Raw genomic sequence first — 19,973 nt, 5'->3', positions numbered from 1 at the left:
CCAGCCAGCACGCGAGCGTAGGAGCCCGCCCCGTGACCTTCATCAGCGACATTCTGGCAGTCGTCGCAGGCTTGCCGAAGCCGCTATTGGTACTGGTGACCGGGGCATTGGTGCTCGGCGAATGCACCATCGGGCTCGGCTTCCTGGTGCCCGGGGAGAGCGGTTTGCTGGTCGCCTCCGCCGCGGTGACCGATGTGGAGTTCTTCAGCGTGCTGGCTTCGGTTGTCGCGGTTTGCGCGGCTGTTGGCGACAACATCGGGTTCTGGTTGGGGCGTCGGTATCGGCTGAAGATGCGCGAGACCAAGGTTGTGCGCAAGCTTGGTCAGCAGCATTGGGATCGGGCCGGGACGTTGTTGTGCCGGTGGGGTATCGGGGCCGTTCTGGTGGCCCGGTTCCTGCCCGTGGTCCGGACCTTGATGCCCGCTGCAGCCGGGGCCAGCGGGATGTCCTACGGGCGGTTCTTCGTCTCGTCGTTGGCAGGGGCTGTTGCTTGGTCCGCGTCGCACGTGAGCATCGGATGGGCCGCCGGGGCTTCGGCCAAGTACATCGAGGAGATGTTGGGGCGGGCCAGTTGGGTTTTGATCGTGCTCGTCGTGGCCGTTGGGGTTGGGGTTTGGTTGCTTCGGCGGAACCGGGCGCGGCGGGCCGTTGTCGAGGAGGAGCGCGCCGGCGGTGAGCTGGCGGACGTTGAGTCCGCGGCTTGAGAGTCGTTGGTGAGGGGCGTTCGAGGTTGGGGGTGTCTCTTTCTTTTGGGGTGAGGGCCCCGGTTTGGCGGGGGTTGGGGTTGGCTGGTTTGGCGGGGGTTGGGCGGGGTTGGGGTTGGCCGGTTTGCTGGGGGGTTGGGTTGGCCGGTTTGCTGGGGGGTTGGGCGGGGTTGGGGTGGGCGGTTCGGTGGGGGGTTGGGGCTTTTGGGGTTCTGTTGTGGGTGGCCATCCCCGTGTCGGTGGAGTGTGGGGGCTGCGGGCCGGAGGTCAAGCCCGGCCTTCGGCCGCCCCTTCGGGGGTGAACGGCTTGACATCCGTCCCGCAGCCCCTGTTTCGGCTTTGTGTCACGGGGATGGCCAGGAGTGGTCTGGCGGGGTAGGGCTTTGCGTTGCGGGGTGGCGGAGTACTGGGGGTGGGGTGGGGGTGGTGGTGATCGCTGCATTCCGAGGTGGCCCGTGCGTGGTTTTTGGGGCTGTAGCGCTTGAAATCGCTCACGATGCTCTTGCGGGTGCCGGGTGCCGGGTGCCGGGTGCCGGGTGTGGGGTGCGGAGTGCGGAGTGTGGGGTTCGGGGTTCGTCTCGGTCGGGCATTCGCCTTGGGGTGTGGGTGGTGGTGATCGCTGCGTTCCGAGGTGGCCCGTGCGTGGTTTTCGGGGCTATAGCGCATGAAATCGCTCACGACACTCGTGCTGGTGGTGTGGTGGTGGTGGGGTGTCGCCTTCGGCGTGCCCTGGTTTTCGGTGCTGTGTCGTGGTTTCCGGTGGTTTCGCTTCCGTGGGTTGGGTTTTTGGGTTTCGGGCCGGGTGTTTCACCTGATCAAGCGACCATAAAAGGCGTGCGAACTGGTGTGCTAATGCGGGAGAATACTTGGTATGACACCGCTGTTGAACACCCAGGATCCGGCCGTCGGCACCGCTGGTGCCCGGTCGGCGGTGTCGTGCACGGATGCCGAACTCGCCGCCCGTATCCGTGAACTGGAGGAGGGGATGCGGGTGTTGATGATGGAGCAGTTGCTGTGCATCGCCGAAGCCGACCACCGGGGTGTGTATGCCGAGTTGGGGTTCCGGTCGGCGCAGGTGTGGTTGCAGGGGCTGCTCAACATCGATGCGCGTGATGCGCAAACCCGCGTCAAGGTCGCCCGCAATGTTGAAGACCGGCAGAGCTTGTATGGCGAGGTCATGCCCGCCGACCTACCCGAGACCGCCGCGGCTTTGGCCGAGGGTGCGATCGGGTTGGAGCACGCGCGCGTGATCGTGGACGGGGTCCGTCGCCTGCCGGAGTATGCGCGCTGTCATCAGGTCGGTGAGGTCGAATCGACCCTCGCCGCCTACGCGCGGATGATGACGCCTCGTGAGCTGGAGAAACTCGCCGAGCGCATCCGCTACCTGCTGGACCAGGACGGCGCCTACGACGACGAGGAAGACCAGCACGAGTCACGGGAGCTGCACTACACCGTTGCCCGGGACGGGATGACGGTCATCAAAGCCCGTCTCGACCGCGAGGCCGGGGCGAAGTTCGCAGCGCTGATGCAGCCCCTGGCCGCTCCCCGTCCGGAGGTGGAGGGGGAGAAGGACCCGCGCACGGTGGGGCAGCGCAACGCCGACGGGTTCGCCGCGATCCTGGACCTGGCGCTGGATCATGACGGGGTTCCGCGCACGGGTGGGCAGCGCCCGCACCTGACCATCTCTATCGATTTCGAGGATTTGAAGAAGGGGATCGGGTTCGTCGCCGCCGAGACCGGTATGCCCGGGACCCTCAACACCGAACGGACCATCACCGCCGAGAACGCCCGACGGATCGCCTGCGATGCCGAGGTGTTGCCGATGGTCCTCGACGGGGACGGGCTCCCGCTGGACGTGGGCCGGGCGAAGCGGACCGCGCCCGCCCAGATCCGCGCGGCGTTGCTGCAGCGGGACGGGGTGTGCGCGTTCCCGGGGTGCGACCGGCCGCCGGGAACCCCGGAAGCACACCACCTCGCCCACTGGGCCGACGGTGGAACCACCGAGCTGAGCAACATGGTGATGCTCTGCGGTCACCACCACCGGACCCTGCACAACCAGCGATGGGAAATCACCATGCGCGGTGGGCGACCCGCGTTCATCCCACCACCCACAGTGGACCCCAAGCGAACACCACGACCAGGCGGCAGGGCACTACCCACCCAACACCGCGAGTACCTCCGGGACCTCATCCCCGCACCACGGGGCCCGGCGGGCGATTCGTGACGCTCAGATTGGGGTGGTGGCGCGTTGGGTTCATGCGACTCCAGGCCATGACCCGGTTCGTCAACTGCGCGTGACTTCGCTCCGCGGCTGCTTGTTGCGCGCGGCCAGGTAGCCGATCACCAACGCGATCGCGAGCACGGGTGTGATGTACAGCGCGATGCGCGTTTCGGCGTCGAAGGCCAGCAGGACCACGACGAACGCGAGGAAGGCCAGCACCACGTAGTTCGAGTACGGTGCGAGCGGCATCCGGAACGGTGCGGCCTGGAGTTCGCCGCGGGCGACCTTGCGCCGGTAGCCCAGGTGCGCGATCAAGATCATCGCCCAGGTGAAGATGGCACCGGCGGTGCTGGCGCTGGTGATGTAGGTGAACGCCTGCTCCGGCACGAAGTAGTTGAGCACCACGCCGATCAGCATCGCGCCGAACGTGACGCCGATGGCCCGTGAGGGCACCGCCCGGCCGCTGAGCACCCCCACCGAGCGCGGCGCCTGGCTGTCCTCGGAGAGCGTGCGCAGCATCCGCGCGGTGGAGTAGATGCCGCTGTTGCACGACGACAGCGCCGCGGTGGTGACCACGAAGTTGATCACACCGGCCGCCGCCGGGATACCGATCAGGGTGAACGCTTGCACGAACGGGCTACCGCTGGTCGGGAACTGGAACCACGGGACCAGCGCGGTCAGCGCGGTCAGCGCGCCCACGTAGAAGATCAGGATCCGCCACATCACCGAGTTGATCGCCCGCGGCAGCACCTTCTGCGGGTTCTTGCTCTCGCTGGCGGTCTGGCCGACCATCTCGACGCCGACGAAGGCGAACATGACGATCTGGAACGCCAGCAGCGACGAGGCCATGCCGTTGGGGAACAGCCCGCCGTGGGACCAGATGTTGCTCAGCGCCGCGGTGTCGCCGAGGTCGCTGAAGCCGAACACCAGGATCGCCGCGGCCAGCACGATCAGCCCGATGATGGCCAGCACCTTGATGAGGGCGAACCAGAACTCGAACTCGCCGAAGAGCTTCACCGCGATCAGGTTCACCCCGCTGAGCACGATCAGTGCTCCCAGCGCGGGGATCCACTGCGGGATCGTCGGGAACCAGAATTGGAAGTACTTGCCGACAGCGGTGATCTCGGCCATGCCGGTGACGATCCACACCAGCCAGTAGCCCCAGCCGACCGCGAACTTCGCCCACGGGCCGACGAATTCGCCCGCGTACTCCGCGAACGACCCGCTGACCGGTCGGTACATCAACAGCTCGCCGAGCGCCCGCATCACGAAGAAGATCATCAGCCCGGCGATGGCGTAGATCAGGATCAGGCCGGGGCCGACCTGGTGCAGGGCCTTGCCTGAACCCAGGAACAGGCCGACCCCGATCGCCCCGCCGATCGCGATCATGTTGATGTGCCGGGGACTCAGATCCTTCCGGTACTCCTCGGCCACTGGTTGGCTCATCGAAGTGGACTCCTTACTCGCCAGCGTGTTTCGCCGAAACTGCGCAGATAATCCGGCATCCGGCGAGGGCCCGCAAGGGGGGTTGAACCAGTTGGAATACGGCCTTTTCCCGTTCCAGCATGGTCCACTTAGGATCGAAAACAGGTTCTTCTCCTGGCAAAGCCTTCCGATCAGAGGTTCGGGTAGAGGGGGTGTTTGGCGGCGAGGGCTTCGACGCGGGCCCGGAGCTTGCCGCTGGCGGCTTCGTCGAAGCCGGGCTTGAGTGCCTCGGCGATGATGTCGGCGACCTCGGTGAAGTCGTCCTTGCCGAAGCCGCGGGTCGCCAGGGCCGGGGTGCCGATGCGCAGGCCGGAGGTCACCATCGGCGGCCGCGGGTCGTTGGGCACCGCGTTGCGGTTGACCGTGATGCCGATCTCGTGCAGCCGGTCCTCGGCCTGCTTGCCGTCTAGCTCGGAGTCGCGCAGGTCCACCAGCACCAGGTGCACGTCGGTGCCGCCGGAGACCAGCTGCACACCGGCCTTGGCGGCGTCGTCGGCCAGCAGCCGCTCGGCCAGGATCTGCGCGCCCTCCACGGTGCGGCGCTGCCGGTCGGCGAACTCCTCACCGGCGGCGATCTTGAACGCCACCGCTTTGCCGGCGATCACGTGCTCCAGCGGCCCGCCCTGCTGGCCGGGGAACACCGCAGAGTTGAACTTCTTGGTGAACTCCGAGTCCGAGGACAGGATCACGCCACCGCGCGGGCCGCCCAGGGTCTTGTGCGTGGTGGTGGTGACGACGTGCGCGTGCGGCACCGGGTTCGGGTGCAGCCCGGCGGCCACCAGACCGGCGAAGTGCGCCATGTCGACCATCAGGTACGCGCCGACCTCGTCGGCGATCTCGCGGAACCGCTTGAAGTCCAGCTGCCGCGGGTACGCCGACCAGCCGGCGATGATCAGCTGCGGCTTGTTCTCCCGCGCCAGCCGGGCGACCTCGTCCATGTCCACGCGGTGGTCGTCGGCGCGCACGTGGTAGGGCACCACGTTGTAGAGCTTGCCGGAGAAGTTGATCCGCATGCCGTGCGTGAGGTGACCGCCGTGGGCCAGGTCCAGGCCCATGATCGTGTCGCCGGGCTTGAGCAGCGCGAACATCGCCGCCGCGTTGGCCTGCGCCCCGGAGTGCGGCTGCACGTTGGCGTAGGAGGCCCCGAAGAGCTCCTTGACGCGGTCGATGGCCAGCTGCTCGACGACGTCGACGTGCTCGCAGCCACCGTAGTAGCGGCGCCCCGGGTAGCCCTCGGCGTACTTGTTGGTCAGCACCGAGCCCTGCGCCTCCAGGACCGCCTGTGGTGCGAAGTTCTCCGAAGCGATCATCTCCAGCGTGGTCTGCTGGCGGTTGAGCTCGGCGCCGACCGCCGCCGCCACCTCGGGATCCACCGCGGCCAGCTGGTCATTGAACAGGTCCGGTGTCGACATGGTGTTGCCTCCTGGTTCGATCTCGTCAGGCATTGCGGCGGTAGAACGGCAGCTCGACGACCTGCACCGCGACGTTGTTGCCGCGGATGTCGACCTGCAGTTGGGTGCCGGGTTCGCTGTGGTCGCGGTCGACGTAGGCCATGCCGATCGGGTGGCCAAGGGTCGGCGACGGGGCACCGCTGGTCACGACGCCGATCTCGGCGCCGTCGGCGTCCAGCACGCGGTAGCCGTGCCGGGGCGCCCGGCGCTGGTCGGTGCTCAGCCCGACCAGCGTGCGCTCGGTGGGCTTCTCCGCGGCGGCGGCCAGCGCGTCCTTGCCGACGAAGTCGCCGGGCTTGTCCAGCTTGACCACCCGGCCGAGGCTGGCTTGGAAGGGCGTGAGGTCGGCGGACAGCTCGTTGCCGTACAGCGGCATGCCCGCCTCCAGCCGCAGCGTGTCGCGGCAGGACAACCCGGCAGGCTGCAGGCCGTGCTGCGCGCCGGACTCGGTCAGCGCCTGCCAGACGGCCTCCGCGTCGCCGGGCGCGGTGAACAGCTCGAAGCCGTCTTCGCCGGTGTAGCCGGTACGCGCCAGCAGCACGTCCTTGCCTGCGACCTGGCTGCGGCAGCCCGCGTAGTACTTGACCTCGGCGAGGTCGGTGTCGGTCAGCGGGGCGAGGATGGCGACCGCGTTCGGGCCCTGCACGGCGATCAGCGCGTAGTCGTCGGAGACGTCCTGGTGCTCGGCGTCGAAGCCGCCGAGCCGCTCGGCCAGTTCGGCCGAGACCACGGCGGCGTTCGCCGCGTTGGCTACCACCAGGAACTCCTGCTCGCCGAGCCGGTAGACGATCAGGTCGTCCAGCACGCCGCCGGTGGCGTTGCAGATCATCGTGTAGCGGGCGCGGCCGGGCTTGATCGCGGAGGCGTTGGCGACCAGCGCGTAGTCCAGCGCCTCGGCGGCCTGCGGGCCGCTGATCCGGATCTCACCCATGTGGGTTAGGTCGAACAGGCCGGCGCTGTTGCGCACCGCGTTGTGCTCGGCGGTGTCGCCGGAGTAGCGCAGCGGCATCCGCCAACCGGCGAACTCGGTGAATGTCGCCCCGAGGGCTTCGTGTACTCGGTGCAAGGGCGTCTGTCGTGGCGACGACATGGTGCGACTCCTCCTGGTGGGCGCCGGTCGGCAGTCGAGGGCCGGTCAGCTCACTGCGCCCAACCTTATCGGGGACACCTCGACCCCGACCTGCGCGGGCTTGCGCTGGTCGGGCGGTCTCCCCGGAGTCATTGGCCTGAGAGTTTCGCCACCCCGCGAGGGGCGGCTTGCACCGTGGGCGAGAAGCGCGTTGCTCCTGCTTTTCTCCGTGTTCGCCTGGTGCCGTGCGGTGCCGGTGCCTGAGAGTTTGCTGGGGAGTATTGCTCCTTCGGCGCTCCGGTGTCCCGAGGTTGCTCGGGGGCCGGAGTCTCTCCCGCACGACGTCATCGGCGCGGTATTCGGTTGTGCGAACGCCGACGCTACGAACTGAACGTGACCGGAGTCAACCCGGGCGGGTCGACAAGTGGTTGTAAAGCGACGCCTTGCGCACGCCTAGCGCTGCGGCCAGGCGCCGCATGGACAGCGCTTGGAGGCTGCCCAAAACTAACGGCGTTAGCCACGTGCCTGTACCAAAGGGGATCCGGCGATGGTCGACTTCTCGCTTTCCGACACAGAGCGCGACATCCGCGACTGGGTGCGCAACTTCGTCCGGCGCGAGCTGGTGCCGCTGGAGCCCGAGGTGCTGCGGCGCGAGCGGGCCGGAGAACGCGGCCTGACCAAGGACGAGCAGCGGGAACTGCAGGACAAGGCGAAGCGGGCCGGGTTCTGGGGCGTGCAGACGCCCGAGGAGTACGGCGGCATGGGCCTGTCGGCGGTGATGACGGCGCTCATCGAGGTCGAGCTCGGCCGCACGTTCGTGCCGTTCCGCTTCGGCGGCTACGCCGACAACATCCTGTACTACGCCAACGACGAGCAGAAGGAGCGTTACCTGCTCCCGACGATCGAGGGCACCCGCAAGTCGTGCTTCGCGATCACCGAGCCGGGCGCCGGCTCGGACGCCAAGAACCTGCGCACCAACGCCGTGAAGGACGGCGACGAGTGGGTGATCAACGGCGAGAAGACGTTCATCACCGGCGGCATCGACGCCGACTTCGTGATGGTCTTCGCCGTCACGGACAAGGAGAAGGGCGCCAACGGCGGGGTCACTTGCTTCCTGGCCGACCGGGACGCGGGCTGGAAGTCCGAGCCGATCGACATCATGGGCCCGTGGGAGCGGCAGCCCGCCGCGCTGGTGTTCGACAACGTGCGCGTTCCGGAGCGCAACGTGCTCGGCGAGGTCGGCCACGGCTTCAAGCTCGCCATGCAGTGGATCGGCCGCGGCCGCTACCTGCTGCCCGCGAGCGCCCTCGGCGCCTGCGAACGGCTCGTCGAGATGGGCATGGAGTACGCCAAGACCCGCGAGACGTTCGGCAAGCCGATCGCCGAGCGCCAGGCCGTCCAGTGGATGATCGCCGACTCCGCCGTGGAGATCGAGGCGCTGCGCTGGCTGGTGCTGCAGGCAGCCTGGCAGGTGGACCAGGGCATGGATTCCCGGCACGCGCAGTCGGTGGCCAAGCTCTTCGGGGCCACCCGCGCCAACGAGATCGTCGACCGGGTGCTGCAGATGCACGGCGGCATGGGCTACACGAAGGAGCTGCCGGTCGAGCGCTGGTACCGCGACCTGCGGCTGCTGCGCATCTTCGAGGGCACCGACGAGATCCAGCGCCGCACCGTCGCCCGCAACCTCCTGAAGGGGCACGCGTCGATCAGCGGCGTGCTCGGCTGAACTCTGTTTCCGGGCTCGTTTTGCGCAGCGGTGCGGGATACGCCACGTCGGGGCTGTCCTCGCGAGAAGACCTCTGCCCGTTTTGTCGGTAGCCTGGTGACAGCCGTGACTCCGAACCGCCGGGAGCGACGATGTCTCTGTTCAAGAAGGTCGCCGACTTCGCCAGCAGCCCGCAGGGCCGCAAGGTGATCGACCAGGCCAAGAAGTACGCCACCGACCCGAAGAACAAGGAGAAGATCGACCAGGTCAAGAACAAGTTCTTCGGCAAGGGCGGCAAGGGCCACTGACCGAAAACCCTGACGAAGGCCCCCGGTGCCCGCTAATTAGAACCCAAGAACCCAAGGCGCCGGGGGCCTTCTCGTGCCCCAAGGGCATGTGGTATCAGCTGATACCACGCGATACCATTTCGGAATGGCCATGACTCTGCGGCTTAACGACGACGACAACGCGAAGCTCCGCGATGTAGCCGAGCGAGAGGGCCGGTCGATGCACGAGATCGCGGTGGCAGCGCTGCGCGAGTACTTTGCCCGCCACGAGGAGTTCCGGGCGAACCAGGTGCGCCGATTCCTCGCGGAAGATGCTGAGCTGCTGGAGTTGCTGTCCCGGTGACGCACTAGTGGTGGGCAGCGCGTACGTCGCCGGGACGTTCGACACCAAGGCCGCTGAGCTGCTCTACGTCGCCGGGCTGATCGCCCGCGGGCACCCCGTGATCACCGTGGACCTGTCCACCGCGGGTGGGAGTTCCGACGCCGACGTGTCGGCCGCCGAGGTCGCCGCGCACCACCCGGACGGGGCCTACGCGGTGTTCACCGGCGAGCGGGGATCGGCCGTCACCGCGATGGCCGCGGCGTTCGAGCGGTTCCTGGTCGCGCAGGACGTCGACGGGGTCATCGGGCTCGGCGGCTCGGGCGGCACCGCGCTGATCACGCCCGCGATGCGCGCGCTGCCGGTCGGCGTGCCCAAGGTCATGGTGTCCACAGTGGCCTCCGGCGACGTTTCGCCCTACGTGGACGCCACCGACATCGCGATGTTCCCGTCGGTCACCGATGTCGCCGGGCTGAACCGGATTTCCCGCCAGGTATTGGGAAACGCCGCGCACGCGCTGCTGGGCGCGGTGACCCACTCGTTGCCAGCGGCCGAGGACAAACCCGCCATCGCGCTGTCCATGTTCGGCGTCACCACGCCGTGCGTGACCGCGGTAGCCGAGCAGTTGGCCGCCGACCACGACCCGCTGGTGTTCCACGCGACCGGAACCGGGGGTCGGGCCATGGAGAAGCTCGTCGACGACGGCCTCGTGCGCGCCGTCCTGGACATCACCACCACCGAGGTCTGCGACCTGATCGCCGGCGGCGTGATGAGCGCGGGGGAGCAGCGCCTGGACGCCATCGCCCGGACCAGAGTGCCCTACGTCGGCTCGTGCGGCGCCCTGGACATGGTGAACTTCGGCGCGCTGGAAACCGTTCCGCCGCAGTACCGGGCCCGCAACCTGTACGTGCACAACCCGCAGGTCACGCTGATGCGCACGTCCGCAGGCGAGTGCCGCCGGATCGCGGAGTTCATCGCTGGCAAGCTCAACGCCTGCGACGGCCCGGTGCGGTTCCTGCTCCCGGCCGGCGGAGTGTCCATGTTGGACTCACCGGGGCAGCCTTTCTGCGATCCCGGCGCGGATGCGGTCCTCTTCGAGACGCTGGAGAGCCGGGTGCGGCAGACCGCCGACCGGCGCGTCGAGCGGGTGCCGCACAACATCAACGATCCGGAGTTCGCCGCCGCGCTGGTCGCGGCGTTCCGGGAGATCACCGGATCCGCCGAGCGAACCAGGCAGGAGGCACGATGAGCCGATTCGACCGCGCCGGACTGATGCGCCGGTTCCGCGCCAAGGCCGAGCGCGGCGAGCCGATCATCGGCGGCGGCGCGGGCACCGGCCTGTCCGCCAAGTGCGAAGAGGCCGGCGGCATCGACCTGATCGTCATCTACAACTCGGGCCGCTACCGGATGGCCGGGCGCGGTTCGCTGGCCGGGCTGCTGGCCTACGGAAACGCCAACGATGTCGTGGTGGAGATGGCCCGCGAGGTGCTGCCGGTGGTGCGGCACACCCCGGTGCTGGCCGGCGTCAACGGCACCGACCCGTTCATGCTGCGCGACCGGTTCCTCCGCGAGCTGCGCGACCTCGGGTTCGCCGGGATCCAGAACTTCCCGACCGTCGGGCTCATCGACGGCACCTTCCGGGCGAACCTGGAGGAGACCGGAATGGGCTACGGCCTGGAGGTCGAACTCGTCGCCGCCGCGCGCGAAGCCGACCTGCTGACCACGCCGTACGTGTTCTCCAGCGCCGACGCCCGGGCGATGACCGAGGCCGGCGCCGACATCATCGTGTGCCACCTGGGGCTGACGACCGGCGGCGCGATCGGCGCCGGGACCGCAAAGTCGCTGGACGACTGCGTGGCGCTGATCGACGAGTGGTCGCAGGCGGCGACCGAGGTCCGCGAGGACGTGCTGGTGCTCTGCCACGGCGGGCCGGTCTCGATGCCGGAAGACGCCTCGTACGTGCTTTCGCGGACCAAGCGTTGCCACGGGTTCTACGGTGCGAGCAGCATGGAGCGGTTGCCCACCGAACAAGCACTGACCGAACAGGCCAAGGCGTTCATGAAACTCAGGTTCTGAGGAGGCAAGCGGTGGCGAAGTCCTACACGAGCGCGGTCATCGAGGCGTCGGCCGAGCAGGTCTGGCAGGCGGTGCGCGACTTCAACGGGTTGCCGACGTGGCACCCGGCGATCGAGCGCAGCGAGATCGAGGGCGGCGGCGCGGCCGACGCGGTGGGCTGCGTCCGGCACCTGACGCTCGCCGACGGCGGGGCGGTCCGGGAGCGGCTGGTGGCGCTGGACGACACCGAGCGCAGCTACGCCTACGAATTCGTGGAAAGCCCGTTCCCGGTGCGCAGCTACCGCTCCACCATCCGGATCGCGCCGATCACCGACACCGGGCACAGCTTCGTCGAGTGGTATTCGCACTGGGACGCCGATGCCGCCGACGAAGAGAAGATGGACGAGACCTTCGCCCAGGGCGTTTACCGAACCGGGCTGAACGGACTTCGGGAACATCTGGGCGGTTAATCCGATCGGGATGGGCGTGAACCGGAGCGAATCCGGTGGCGGTTAGAGTCGGCGCGTGCCAAGCAGCGTTAATCCTTCCGCCGCAAATGCAGCTAACGCAGCAGACACCGTCACCGTCACGGGTGGTTCCGGTTTCGTCGGCAGAGCAGTGGTTCGCGCCTTCCTGGAGCGCGGCACCCGGGTGACCATCGTGGACACCCAGGCCCCGCCCGCCGAACTGCGCAGTGACCTGGTGACCCACGTCGAAGGCGACCTGCGGGACGCCGCGGTCCGGGAGGCCGCGGTCTCGGCGGACTCGGCCGGGATCATCCACCTGGCGGCGATCACCTCGGTGCTGCGCTCGGTGGACCAGCCCGCCGAGACCTACGCCAACAACGTCGCGGTCGCCCAGGAACTCCTCGAACTGGCTCGCGCCCGCGGCGTCCGCCGGTTCGTGCTGGCCTCCACCAACGCGGTGGTCGGCGACATCGGCCGCGGCACGATCTCCGAGGCGCTGCCGCTGCGCCCGCTCACGCCCTACGGCGCCACCAAGGCGGCGTGCGAGATGCTGCTCTCCGGCTACGCCGGCGCTTACGGGCTGGCCACCTGCGCGCTGCGCTTCACCAACATCTACGGGCCCGGCATGGGCCACAAGGACAGCTTCATCCCGAGGCTGATGCGCGCCGCGCTGGCGGGCCGCGGCGTCGAGGTCTACGGCGACGGCTCGCAGTCCCGCGACTTCGTGCACATCGACGACGTGGTGCAGGGCGTCCTCGCCGCGTGGGACAAGCAGTACACCGGAACCGCGATCATCGGCCGCGGGCGGTCGATCTCCGTGCTGGAGCTCATCGACGCGGTCCGCGCGGCCACCGGCGAACCCGTGCCGGTCGACCACGTGCCGGCCAAGAACGGCGAGATGCCCGCGGTGATCGTGGACGTGGCCAAGGCGCAGCGCGAACTCGGCTACGCCCCGAACGTCGAGCTCACCGAGGGGTTGCGCACCGTTTGGGCGGACTTCCGCGGGGCGCGATGAGCACCGCGCTCACGCGCGTCCTCCGCCGGCACTGGCTGCTGGCGCTGCTGCTGCTCGCCGGACTGGCCCTGCGGATCGTGGTGCAGCTGGCTTACCGGCCCGCGCTGCTCTACATCGACTCGTTCCGTTACCTCGACGACGTCGGCGCGTTCTTCCCCGGCGGCATCAACCCGATCGGCTACGAGCTCTTCCTGTGGCCGCTGCTGGCGGTGGGCAGCCTGACCGGCGTGGCGGCGGTGCAGCACCTGCTGGGCCTCGGGCTCGGCGTCGGGATCTACGCGCTGCTGCGTCGTTTCGAGGTCCGGGCCTGGATCGCGGCGCTGGCCGCCGCGCCCGTGCTGCTGGACGCCTACCAGCTGCAGATCGAGCAGAACATCATGTCCGATCTTCTGTTCCAGGTGTTGCTGCTGGCCGCGATCTACGTGCTGACCTGGTGGGGCGCGCCCGGCCCCAAGCTCGCCGCGCTGGCCGGGATCGTGCTGGCCGCGGCGGTGGTGGTGCGCGTCGTGGGAGTGACGCTGGTGGTTCCGGCGGCCGTGTTCGTGCTGCTGGCCACCGGTTGGCGGCCGCGTGACGGCTGGTCTCGACGGCTGATCGCAGCTGGTGCGCTGGTCGGCGGGTTCGCGGTCGGCGTGTCCGGCTACTCGCTCTACCACCTGGCGTGGACCGGTTCGCTGGGCCTCGGCGGCTCGGGTGGCGGCGCCCTGTACGGCCGCGCGGCCGTGGTCGCCGACTGCGAGCACCTGGACCTGACGCCGCAGGAGAAGCTGGTCTGCCCGGCCGAACCGATCGAGCGCCGTGCCGCCAACGGCATCGATTTCTACATCCACTTCTGGCACGTCCAGGAGAACGTCGACAAGTTCTTGCCGGCGGACATGGACGTCTCCGCCGCGCAGGGCTCGTTCACCCGCAAGGTTCTGCTGCACCAGCCGCTGGACATCGCCGGCGGGATGGTCACGGACTTCCTAAAGGGATTCGCCCCGACCCGCACTCAAACTCCCGGTGACGTGCCGCTGGATCGCTGGCAGTTCCAGCTGCACTACCCGGCGTTCGCTGCCGACTGGTACCTCGCGGAGTGGACGGAGCGCTACGACGACGGCACGTTCTCGGTCGATCCGGGCCTCGCCGCGTTCCTGCGCGCCTACCAGCTCGGCGGCGGCTACACGCCAGGCGTCGTCCTGGGCGGCGCGCTGGTGGTGGCCGCGCTGGCGGTGCTCGGCGTCGGCCGCGCCCGCGGTTCCGGGCTGCGCGCGGTGTGCCTGCTCCCGGCCGGGGTGGCGGCCACCGTGCTGGCAACCGCGGCGGCCATGGAATTCTCCTGGCGCTACCAGTTGCCCGGCCTGGTCCTGATCCCGATCGCGGGCGCGCTCGGCGTGACCGCGCTGACCGGCCGCCGCCCCGGACGAACAACATCCCCGAAGGAGAGCTGAAATGCCCACGACCTTACCGAGCGAGGCGGACCGGGCGGCGCTGGCGGACTACGCCGAGCGCTGCGGTGACCACCGGTTCGCCCCGGTCGTCGTGCTCATCGCCGCCTACAACGAGGAGGAGTCGATCGGCGAGGTGCTCGACGGCATTCCCGCCCGCAGCTGCGACCTGGACGTCGACAAGCTGGTGGTGGTCGACGGCGCGACCGACGACACCGCCAAGATCGCGCTGAAGCACGGCGCGCAGACCTGCATCGTCCCCACGAACCGGGGCCAGGGTGCCGCATTGAGGCTCGGGTACCACCTGGCCGTCGAGCGCGGTGCGCATTACATCATCACCACCGACGCCGACGGCCAGTACGACATCACCGAGCTGCCGAAGCTACTGAGGCCGCTGATCGACGGCGACGCCGATTTCGTCACAGGTTCCCGCGTGCTGGGCAGCAACGAGCGCCCCCAGCTGATCCGCCGCGCCGGCACCCACGTTTTCGCCTGGCTGGTCAGCGCGCTGACCGGGCGGCGCATCACGGACACGTCGTTCGGGTTCCGCGGCATGCTGGCCGAGGTGCCCAACTCGGTGCCCCTGGAGCAGCCGCAGTACCAGTCCGCCGAGCTGCTGGTCGGCGTGCTCAGCCGCGGTTACCGGGTGCGGGAGCAGCCGATGCGGATGCTGGCGCGCACCGCCGGTGTCAGTAAAAAGGGCAACAACTTCCGCTATGGCTACCGCTACGCGCGGGTGGTGCTCGAAACCTGGTGGCGGGAACGCCGGGCGGTGAACACCAACCGGTCGACGAGGAAGAACTTGACCACGAACATCACCGCGTAAGTACCGAGGAAAGCGCCCCAGACCACGACGACCTGCGCCGCCCGGGCCTCCGGGAACAGCGCGTGGGCGAGTACTTCTGCGTTGTGCGTGGCCAGCGCGGCGAGCAGCGCGGTGCCCACCGAGATCGCGCCGTAGCGCAGGACCTCGCCGCGCAGCGCGGCCCGGCCGCCGCCGCCCCAGGTCCGCCGGTTCAGCACGAAGTTGGGAATCGCACCGGCCAGCCAGGCCAGCACGGTGGCCGGCACCGGTGTGGCGCCGAGCGAGTACGACAGCAGGAAAACGAGCTGGCTGATTCCGGTGGCCACCGCGGAAGCGGCCGCGAAACGGCTGAGCAACCGCCAATAGCGGCGCCGAGCGTTGGTGCTCTCGGTGGCCCTTGTCGCCATGCCGTCTCCGTTCGGGATGTCGCGGTTTGCTCCCGACGCACCATACAGAGTCCGGTCTCAGCGAATTCTCAGTGTTAGGAAAGGAAAAGGGGAGCCCGCCGTGAAATGGTCGCGGGATGAGACCATGCCGGATGTTTGTATCCAATGGGTGAATACAGGGGGAGTGAAGGCGTGCGAATCCTCGTCCTCGGAGGAGACGGCTACCTCGGATGGCCAACCGCTGTGCACTTGTCCGACTGCGGCCACGATGTCGCCGTCGCCGACAACTACGCCCGCCGGGGCTACGACCACGAGCTCGGCGTGGACAGCCTGGTGCCGATCGAGCCGATGCAGGTCCGCCTGGACGCCTGGCGGGAGGTCTCCGGCAAGTCGATCAAGTGCTACTACGGCGACCTGGTCGACGGCGAGTTCACCGCGGAGATGATCGCCGGCTTCCGGCCCGACGCGATCGTGCATTTCGCCGAGCAGCGGGCCGCGCCGTACTCGATGATCGACCGCCGGCACGCGGTGTACACCCAGCAGAACAACGTGATCGGCAACCTCAACGTGCTGTTCGCGATCCAGCAGGTCGACCCCGACATCCACCTGGTCAAGCTCGGCACGATGGGCGAGTACGGGACGCCGAACATCGACATCGAGGAAGGCTGGCTGGAGGTCACCCACAACGGGCGGACCGACCGCATGCTGTACCCGAAGAAGCCGGGCTCGTTCTACCACCTGAGCAAGGTGCACGACAGCCACAACATCGAGTTCGCCTGCCGGATCTGGGGGCTGCGCGCCACCGACCTTAACCAGGGCGTCGTCTATGGCCAGGAAACCCCGCAGACCGCGCGTGACACCCGGCTGGCGACCAGGTTCGACTACGACGCGATCTTCGGCACCGTGCTCAACCGGTTCGTCATCCAGGCCGTGCTCGGCCACCCGCTGACGGTGTACGGCACCGGCGGGCAGACCCGCGGCCTGATCGACATCCGCGACACCGTCGAGTGCATCCGGCTGGCCGCGGAGAACCCGGCCGACCGCGGCGAGTTCCGGGTGTTCAACCAGATGACCGAGAAGTACTCGGTGGGGGAGATCGCCAAGATCGTGGCCAACAGCTTCGCGGGGTCGGTGGAGATCGAGTACCTGGACAACCCGCGGGTCGAGCAGGGCGAGCACTACTACAACGTCAAGCACACCGGCCTGGTGGAGCTGGGGCTGCAGCCGCACCTGCTGTCGAACACGCTCATCGAGTCGTTGTTCCGGGTGGCGGACAAGTACAAGGAGCGGGTCGACCTTGCCGCGCTGCGGCCCACCGTCAACTGGCGCCAGGCCACCAGCCCGTTGCGCGAGGACCGCTGACCGGTCTCGGCAGTGCTGCAATTGCAACCAAAACTGTGCCGCGTGGCGGCTGGAATATACCAACGAGGCCGGGCACAATCGTCACTAACGCCGCGGCCACCGCCATCGGACGTGGTGTTCGGGGAGCGGTGCCCCGGGCGCGGAGTGTGAACTCCGATCCCGGGGCACCTACCGTGTGTCGGGGGGCTTCCACACGGACTACCGAACAGTAACTCGTTCGGTTGATCCCTGCGATACGGCACGTGGGTAAATCTTCGCGGTGCGTCAACTTCCGACCGCTTCGGCGGATTGCTTGTCCGCCTTGTCCACTTCGTTCAACTCGCCCGCCTTGTTCAACTAGTCCACCCAGGGTGCGGGAAGGCTCCGGCGCGGTCTCGCGCAGTGTGTGCCCAAGGCCACTTTCGGGGCGGATTGATCTCGCCGAGGTGTGATCGACGCGGTCGGGTGGCGGCTCGCCGCAGTGTCCATTGTGCACTGACCGGGTCGCGGCGGCGGCGTCGGCGTCGGCTGCGTCCGGGGCGCCCGGCCTTCGCGTCGCCGTTTTGGACCAGCGAAAACGGGACGCGTCTTGAACTTTTTGGGGAAGTTTCCGGCGGGCCGTCGGCGGCGCTCGGCCCAGCAAAGAATCTTCCGGGCGGCCGTTATTTGATGGTCATCTTCGTCAAACACTGAGAGTGTTTGTTTGGGCGGGAACTGTGCGCCTTTTTCCCACTAAACGGGTTAATGGTTGCGCCTGTCGATAACCCTCAGCTACTTTCACTGCTCGTACGTCACGGTTCGATCACGTCGATGTCTCGCCCCCGAGAGGCATCACCCGCAATCCCCCGGCGGGCAGCGACCGGATCCCCCCGAGACGGAAGGTGAAGATGGGCAAGCACCGCAAGGAGGGCGGCCATCCCCCGAAGGCCGCACTCCTGGTCCGCAACAAGTTCGTCGCGACGGTGGTCGCCGGCGGCGCCTTCGCCGCGGTCGGTCAGCCGATGGCAGCCTCCGCCGGCCCCGAGCAAGAGCTTCTCGTGCACCCGCTGGCCGGCTCGAAGAACCTTAGCCTGGCCGTCACCGGGACCGACACGAGGCCGGCCACGGTCCGGCTGCTCGCCAGCCAGATCGTGAACGACTCCTACGCCGAGGCGCAGAAGGTCCAGAAGAGCGAGGCGATCGAGCAGGCTCGCGCGGAGGCCGTCCGCGCGGAGGCGGCCCGCGTAGCGGCGGCGGAGCGGGCCGCGGCCGAGGCCAAGCGAGCGGCCGAGGAGCGGGAGCGGAAGGCGCGCGGCTTCGTCAAGCCCGCCGAAGGCACCTTCACCTCCGGCTTCGGCTCGCGCTGGGGCACCAGCCACAGGGGTATCGACATCGCCAACAAAATCGGCACCCCGATCCGGTCGGTGGCCGCCGGCAAGGTCATCGACGCCGGCCCGGCCAGCGGCTTCGGGCTGTGGATCCGGGTGCAGCATGACGACGGCACGATCACCGTCTACGGCCACATCAACACCGTCGGGGTCAGCGTCGGCGAGCGGGTCGATGCCGGTGAGCAGATCGCCACGATGGGCAACCGCGGCGAGTCCACCGGCCCGCACCTGCACTTCGAGGTGATCAAGAACGGCATCAAGATCAACCCGGTGCCCTGGCTGAACGAGCGTGGCATCGAGGTGTGACCGCCCCCAAGGCCGCCGCCCGGGACCCGAAACCCCCGACGGGCCCCGGGCGGTTTTTTTAAGTTCTGTTTGAAAGTGGTTTGCGTAGCGGTGCGGAACCTCAGAGGCCTTCTCGCGCACGTGTTCCCCGACATCATGAATGCCAATTCACCACGTCGGGGCTGTCCTCGCGAGAAGGACCCCTGAGAACCCGCGGCGGTGCCAGTTGAGTCCCACACCGCAAGCGGCTGCCGCCGCTTATAAAACACGTTCTAATAATTCTTGCCTGCCTTCTCGGTGGGCTGCTCTTCTTCGAGGCGTTGGCGCAGCCAGCCGAGGGTTCGGGCCAGCAGCCGGGAGACGTGCATCTGGGAGATGCCGATCTGCTCGGCGATCTGCGTCTGGGTCATGCCGCGGAAGAACCGCATCACCAGGATTCGGCGCTCCCGGTCCGGCAGGTCCGCCAGCAGCGGCCGGACCATCTCGCGGTTCTCCACCTCGGCCAGCTCCGTGTCGTCGGAGCCGATCGCGTCGCCGAGCGGGATCTCGTCGGTGTCGGTGAGCAGCTCGTCCAGCGAGGCGCTGCGGTAGGCGTTGCCCGCCTCCAGGCCGCGGTAGACGTCGTCGGTGCTGATCCCCAGGTGTTTGGCGAGTTCGCTCGGCGTCGGCGCCCGGCCCAGCTCCTGCGACAGCCGGGCGATCGCCGCCGACACCGACAGGTGCAGCTCCTGCAACCGGCGCGGCATCCGCACCGCCCAGCCGGTGTCCCGGAAGTGCCTGCGGACCTCGCCCATGATCGTCGGCACCGCGTAGGACAGGAAGTCCACCCCGCGCTCCGGGTCGAACCGGTCGACCGCGTTGATCAGGCCCAGCGTGGCGACCTGGGTGAGGTCCTCCTGGGACTCGCCGCGGTGGCTGAAGCGCCGCGCGATGTGCTCGGCCACCGGCAGGTGCTCGGTGACCAGCGTTTCGCGGAGCGCGGAACGCCGCGGATCCTGCTTGCCGAGCTTCGCGAGCTCGCGGAAGAGCGGCGCCAGCCGGTCGTAGCGCTCGTTGCGCGAATGCGTGGTCGGCTTGGATTCCGCTCGTTTCACACGTGGGCCGTCCGTCCCTTGGTCAACTCGATCCGCACCAGGTGGCTGCCGTTGGCAGCCGAATCCGACTCGACCGAGGTTGACACAACGTCGGCCAACGCGCTCAGCACGCGCCAGCTGAAGGTGTCCTTGCGGGGTCCGAACGCATCGTCGCTGAGCACTTCGGCGGTGACCGACAGCCGGTCGCCGCCGGTGCGGAACCGGCAGACCAGCGTCGCCTCCGGGGCGGCCAGCCGGACCAGCGACGAGCACGCTTCGTCGACGGCCAACCGCAGGTCGGCGATCGAGTCGATGTCGTAGTCGGCGCGCATCGCGAGGTCACCTACGACGGCTCGCATCACCGCCAGCTGGGCGGCTTCGGCGGCGATGCGGACCTCGACCAGGTTCGTCGCGGCTGTCTCCGGCTCGACGTGTGCGAGCTCGCGTTCCACGCTCATCCCGGGCCACCTCGTCTCGGTCGGTGCGGGGCGCACCTCACTCACAGTCACCT

Annotated in this window: 19 protein-coding genes and 2 riboswitches; of the genes, 13 read left to right on the top strand and 6 right to left on the bottom strand. The window is 68.4% G+C overall.

The window, feature by feature from the left end:
- Positions 1-32: 32 nt before the first annotated feature.
- Both FDZ84_RS03775 and FDZ84_RS03770 read left to right on the top strand, forming a co-directional pair.
- The gene (locus FDZ84_RS03775) at positions 33-704 is read left to right on the top strand and encodes a DedA family protein (protein WP_168584731.1); all 672 of its coding nucleotides are present in this window, start codon (positions 33-35) and stop codon (positions 702-704) included.
- 871 nt (positions 705-1,575) lie between these two features.
- Positions 1,576-2,928: an HNH endonuclease signature motif containing protein gene (locus tag FDZ84_RS03770; protein WP_168584730.1), complete on the top strand. Its 1,353-nt coding sequence runs from the start codon at positions 1,576-1,578 to the stop codon at positions 2,926-2,928.
- A 60-nt stretch (positions 2,929-2,988) separates the two neighbouring features.
- Here the strand turns inward: FDZ84_RS03770 and FDZ84_RS03765 are convergent, their stop codons facing one another.
- The 3 genes from FDZ84_RS03765 to gcvT form a co-directional block, all read right to left on the bottom strand.
- Entirely contained in the window at positions 2,989-4,371 is a 1,383-nt protein-coding gene (locus FDZ84_RS03765) for an amino acid permease (protein ID WP_168584729.1), read from the bottom strand.
- A 170-nt stretch (positions 4,372-4,541) separates the two neighbouring features.
- Positions 4,542-5,822 carry a serine hydroxymethyltransferase gene (gene glyA, locus FDZ84_RS03760; RefSeq protein WP_168584728.1) on the bottom strand — a complete coding sequence of 427 codons (1,281 nt, stop codon included), beginning with the start codon at positions 5,820-5,822 and terminating at the stop codon, positions 4,542-4,544.
- A gap of 25 nt (positions 5,823-5,847) precedes the next feature.
- A complete protein-coding gene (gene gcvT, locus FDZ84_RS03755; protein WP_168584727.1) occupies positions 5,848-6,951 on the bottom strand; it encodes a glycine cleavage system aminomethyltransferase GcvT in 1,104 nt (367 codons plus the stop codon).
- Positions 6,952-7,066: 115 nt separating this feature from the next.
- Positions 7,067-7,168, bottom strand: a riboswitch (glycine riboswitch).
- Positions 7,169-7,277, bottom strand: a riboswitch (glycine riboswitch).
- A 200-nt stretch (positions 7,278-7,477) separates the two neighbouring features.
- Here gcvT and FDZ84_RS03750 point away from each other — a divergent pair.
- The 9 genes from FDZ84_RS03750 (at position 7,478) to FDZ84_RS40475 (ending at position 15,031) form a co-directional block, all read left to right on the top strand.
- A complete protein-coding gene (locus FDZ84_RS03750) occupies positions 7,478-8,656 on the top strand; it encodes an acyl-CoA dehydrogenase family protein (RefSeq protein WP_168584726.1) in 1,179 nt (392 codons plus the stop codon).
- Positions 8,657-8,787: 131 nt separating this feature from the next.
- Positions 8,788-8,943 (top strand): hypothetical protein, encoded by a 156-nt coding sequence (locus FDZ84_RS03745; protein ID WP_168584725.1) that lies wholly within the window; start codon positions 8,788-8,790, stop codon positions 8,941-8,943.
- A gap of 130 nt (positions 8,944-9,073) precedes the next feature.
- Positions 9,074-9,265, top strand: a complete 192-nt coding sequence (locus FDZ84_RS03740) for a CopG family transcriptional regulator (RefSeq protein WP_210435418.1) — start codon at positions 9,074-9,076, stop codon at positions 9,263-9,265.
- A gap of 10 nt (positions 9,266-9,275) precedes the next feature.
- Entirely contained in the window at positions 9,276-10,490 is a 1,215-nt protein-coding gene (locus tag FDZ84_RS03735) for a Tm-1-like ATP-binding domain-containing protein (RefSeq protein ID WP_168584723.1), read from the top strand.
- Positions 10,487-11,317 (top strand): phosphoenolpyruvate hydrolase family protein, encoded by an 831-nt coding sequence (locus FDZ84_RS03730; protein WP_168584722.1) that lies wholly within the window; start codon positions 10,487-10,489, stop codon positions 11,315-11,317. The genes FDZ84_RS03735 and FDZ84_RS03730 overlap by 4 nt, the downstream gene beginning before the upstream one ends.
- 11 nt (positions 11,318-11,328) lie before the next feature.
- Complete coding sequence (locus FDZ84_RS03725; RefSeq protein ID WP_168584721.1) at positions 11,329-11,766, top strand: SRPBCC family protein; 438 nt, start codon at positions 11,329-11,331, stop codon at positions 11,764-11,766.
- A gap of 55 nt (positions 11,767-11,821) precedes the next feature.
- Entirely contained in the window at positions 11,822-12,778 is a 957-nt protein-coding gene (locus FDZ84_RS03720) for an NAD(P)-dependent oxidoreductase (RefSeq protein WP_168584720.1), read from the top strand.
- Positions 12,775-14,208 (top strand): phospholipid carrier-dependent glycosyltransferase, encoded by a 1,434-nt coding sequence (locus FDZ84_RS40480; protein WP_371812768.1) that lies wholly within the window; start codon positions 12,775-12,777, stop codon positions 14,206-14,208. The genes FDZ84_RS03720 and FDZ84_RS40480 overlap by 4 nt, the downstream gene beginning before the upstream one ends.
- A gap of 1 nt (position 14,209) precedes the next feature.
- Entirely contained in the window at positions 14,210-15,031 is an 822-nt protein-coding gene (locus FDZ84_RS40475) for a glycosyltransferase family 2 protein (RefSeq protein WP_371812767.1), read from the top strand.
- Here the strand turns inward: FDZ84_RS40475 and FDZ84_RS03710 are convergent.
- Positions 14,932-15,417, bottom strand: a complete 486-nt coding sequence (locus tag FDZ84_RS03710; protein ID WP_168584719.1) for a GtrA family protein — start codon at positions 15,415-15,417, stop codon at positions 14,932-14,934. The genes FDZ84_RS40475 and FDZ84_RS03710 overlap by 100 nt on opposite strands.
- Before the next feature lie 171 nt (positions 15,418-15,588).
- Here FDZ84_RS03710 and FDZ84_RS03705 point away from each other — a divergent pair, with 171 nt between their 5' ends.
- Together FDZ84_RS03705 and FDZ84_RS03700 are read left to right on the top strand one after the other, a co-directional pair.
- Positions 15,589-16,758, top strand: a complete 1,170-nt coding sequence (locus FDZ84_RS03705; RefSeq protein ID WP_168584718.1) for an NAD-dependent epimerase/dehydratase family protein — start codon at positions 15,589-15,591, stop codon at positions 16,756-16,758.
- Between the two features lie 866 nt (positions 16,759-17,624).
- The gene (locus tag FDZ84_RS03700) at positions 17,625-18,410 is read left to right on the top strand and encodes a M23 family metallopeptidase (protein ID WP_168584717.1); all 786 of its coding nucleotides are present in this window, start codon (positions 17,625-17,627) and stop codon (positions 18,408-18,410) included.
- Between the two features lie 251 nt (positions 18,411-18,661).
- Here the strand turns inward: FDZ84_RS03700 and FDZ84_RS03695 are convergent, their stop codons facing one another.
- Positions 18,662-19,483, bottom strand: coding sequence for an RNA polymerase sigma factor SigF (locus FDZ84_RS03695; RefSeq protein WP_168584716.1), 822 nt, complete (start codon positions 19,481-19,483; stop codon positions 18,662-18,664).
- Positions 19,480-19,920: an ATP-binding protein gene (locus tag FDZ84_RS03690; protein WP_168584715.1), complete on the bottom strand. Its 441-nt coding sequence runs from the start codon at positions 19,918-19,920 to the stop codon at positions 19,480-19,482. Before FDZ84_RS03690 ends, FDZ84_RS03695 begins: the two co-directional genes overlap by 4 nt.
- Between the last annotated feature and the right edge of the window lie 53 nt (positions 19,921-19,973).

This window comes from Saccharopolyspora sp. ASAGF58 (assembly GCF_012277335.1).
Taxonomy (GTDB): Bacteria; Actinomycetota; Actinomycetes; order Mycobacteriales; family Pseudonocardiaceae; genus Saccharopolyspora; species Saccharopolyspora hattusasensis.
This window is presented reverse-complemented; position numbering and strand designations above follow the sequence as displayed.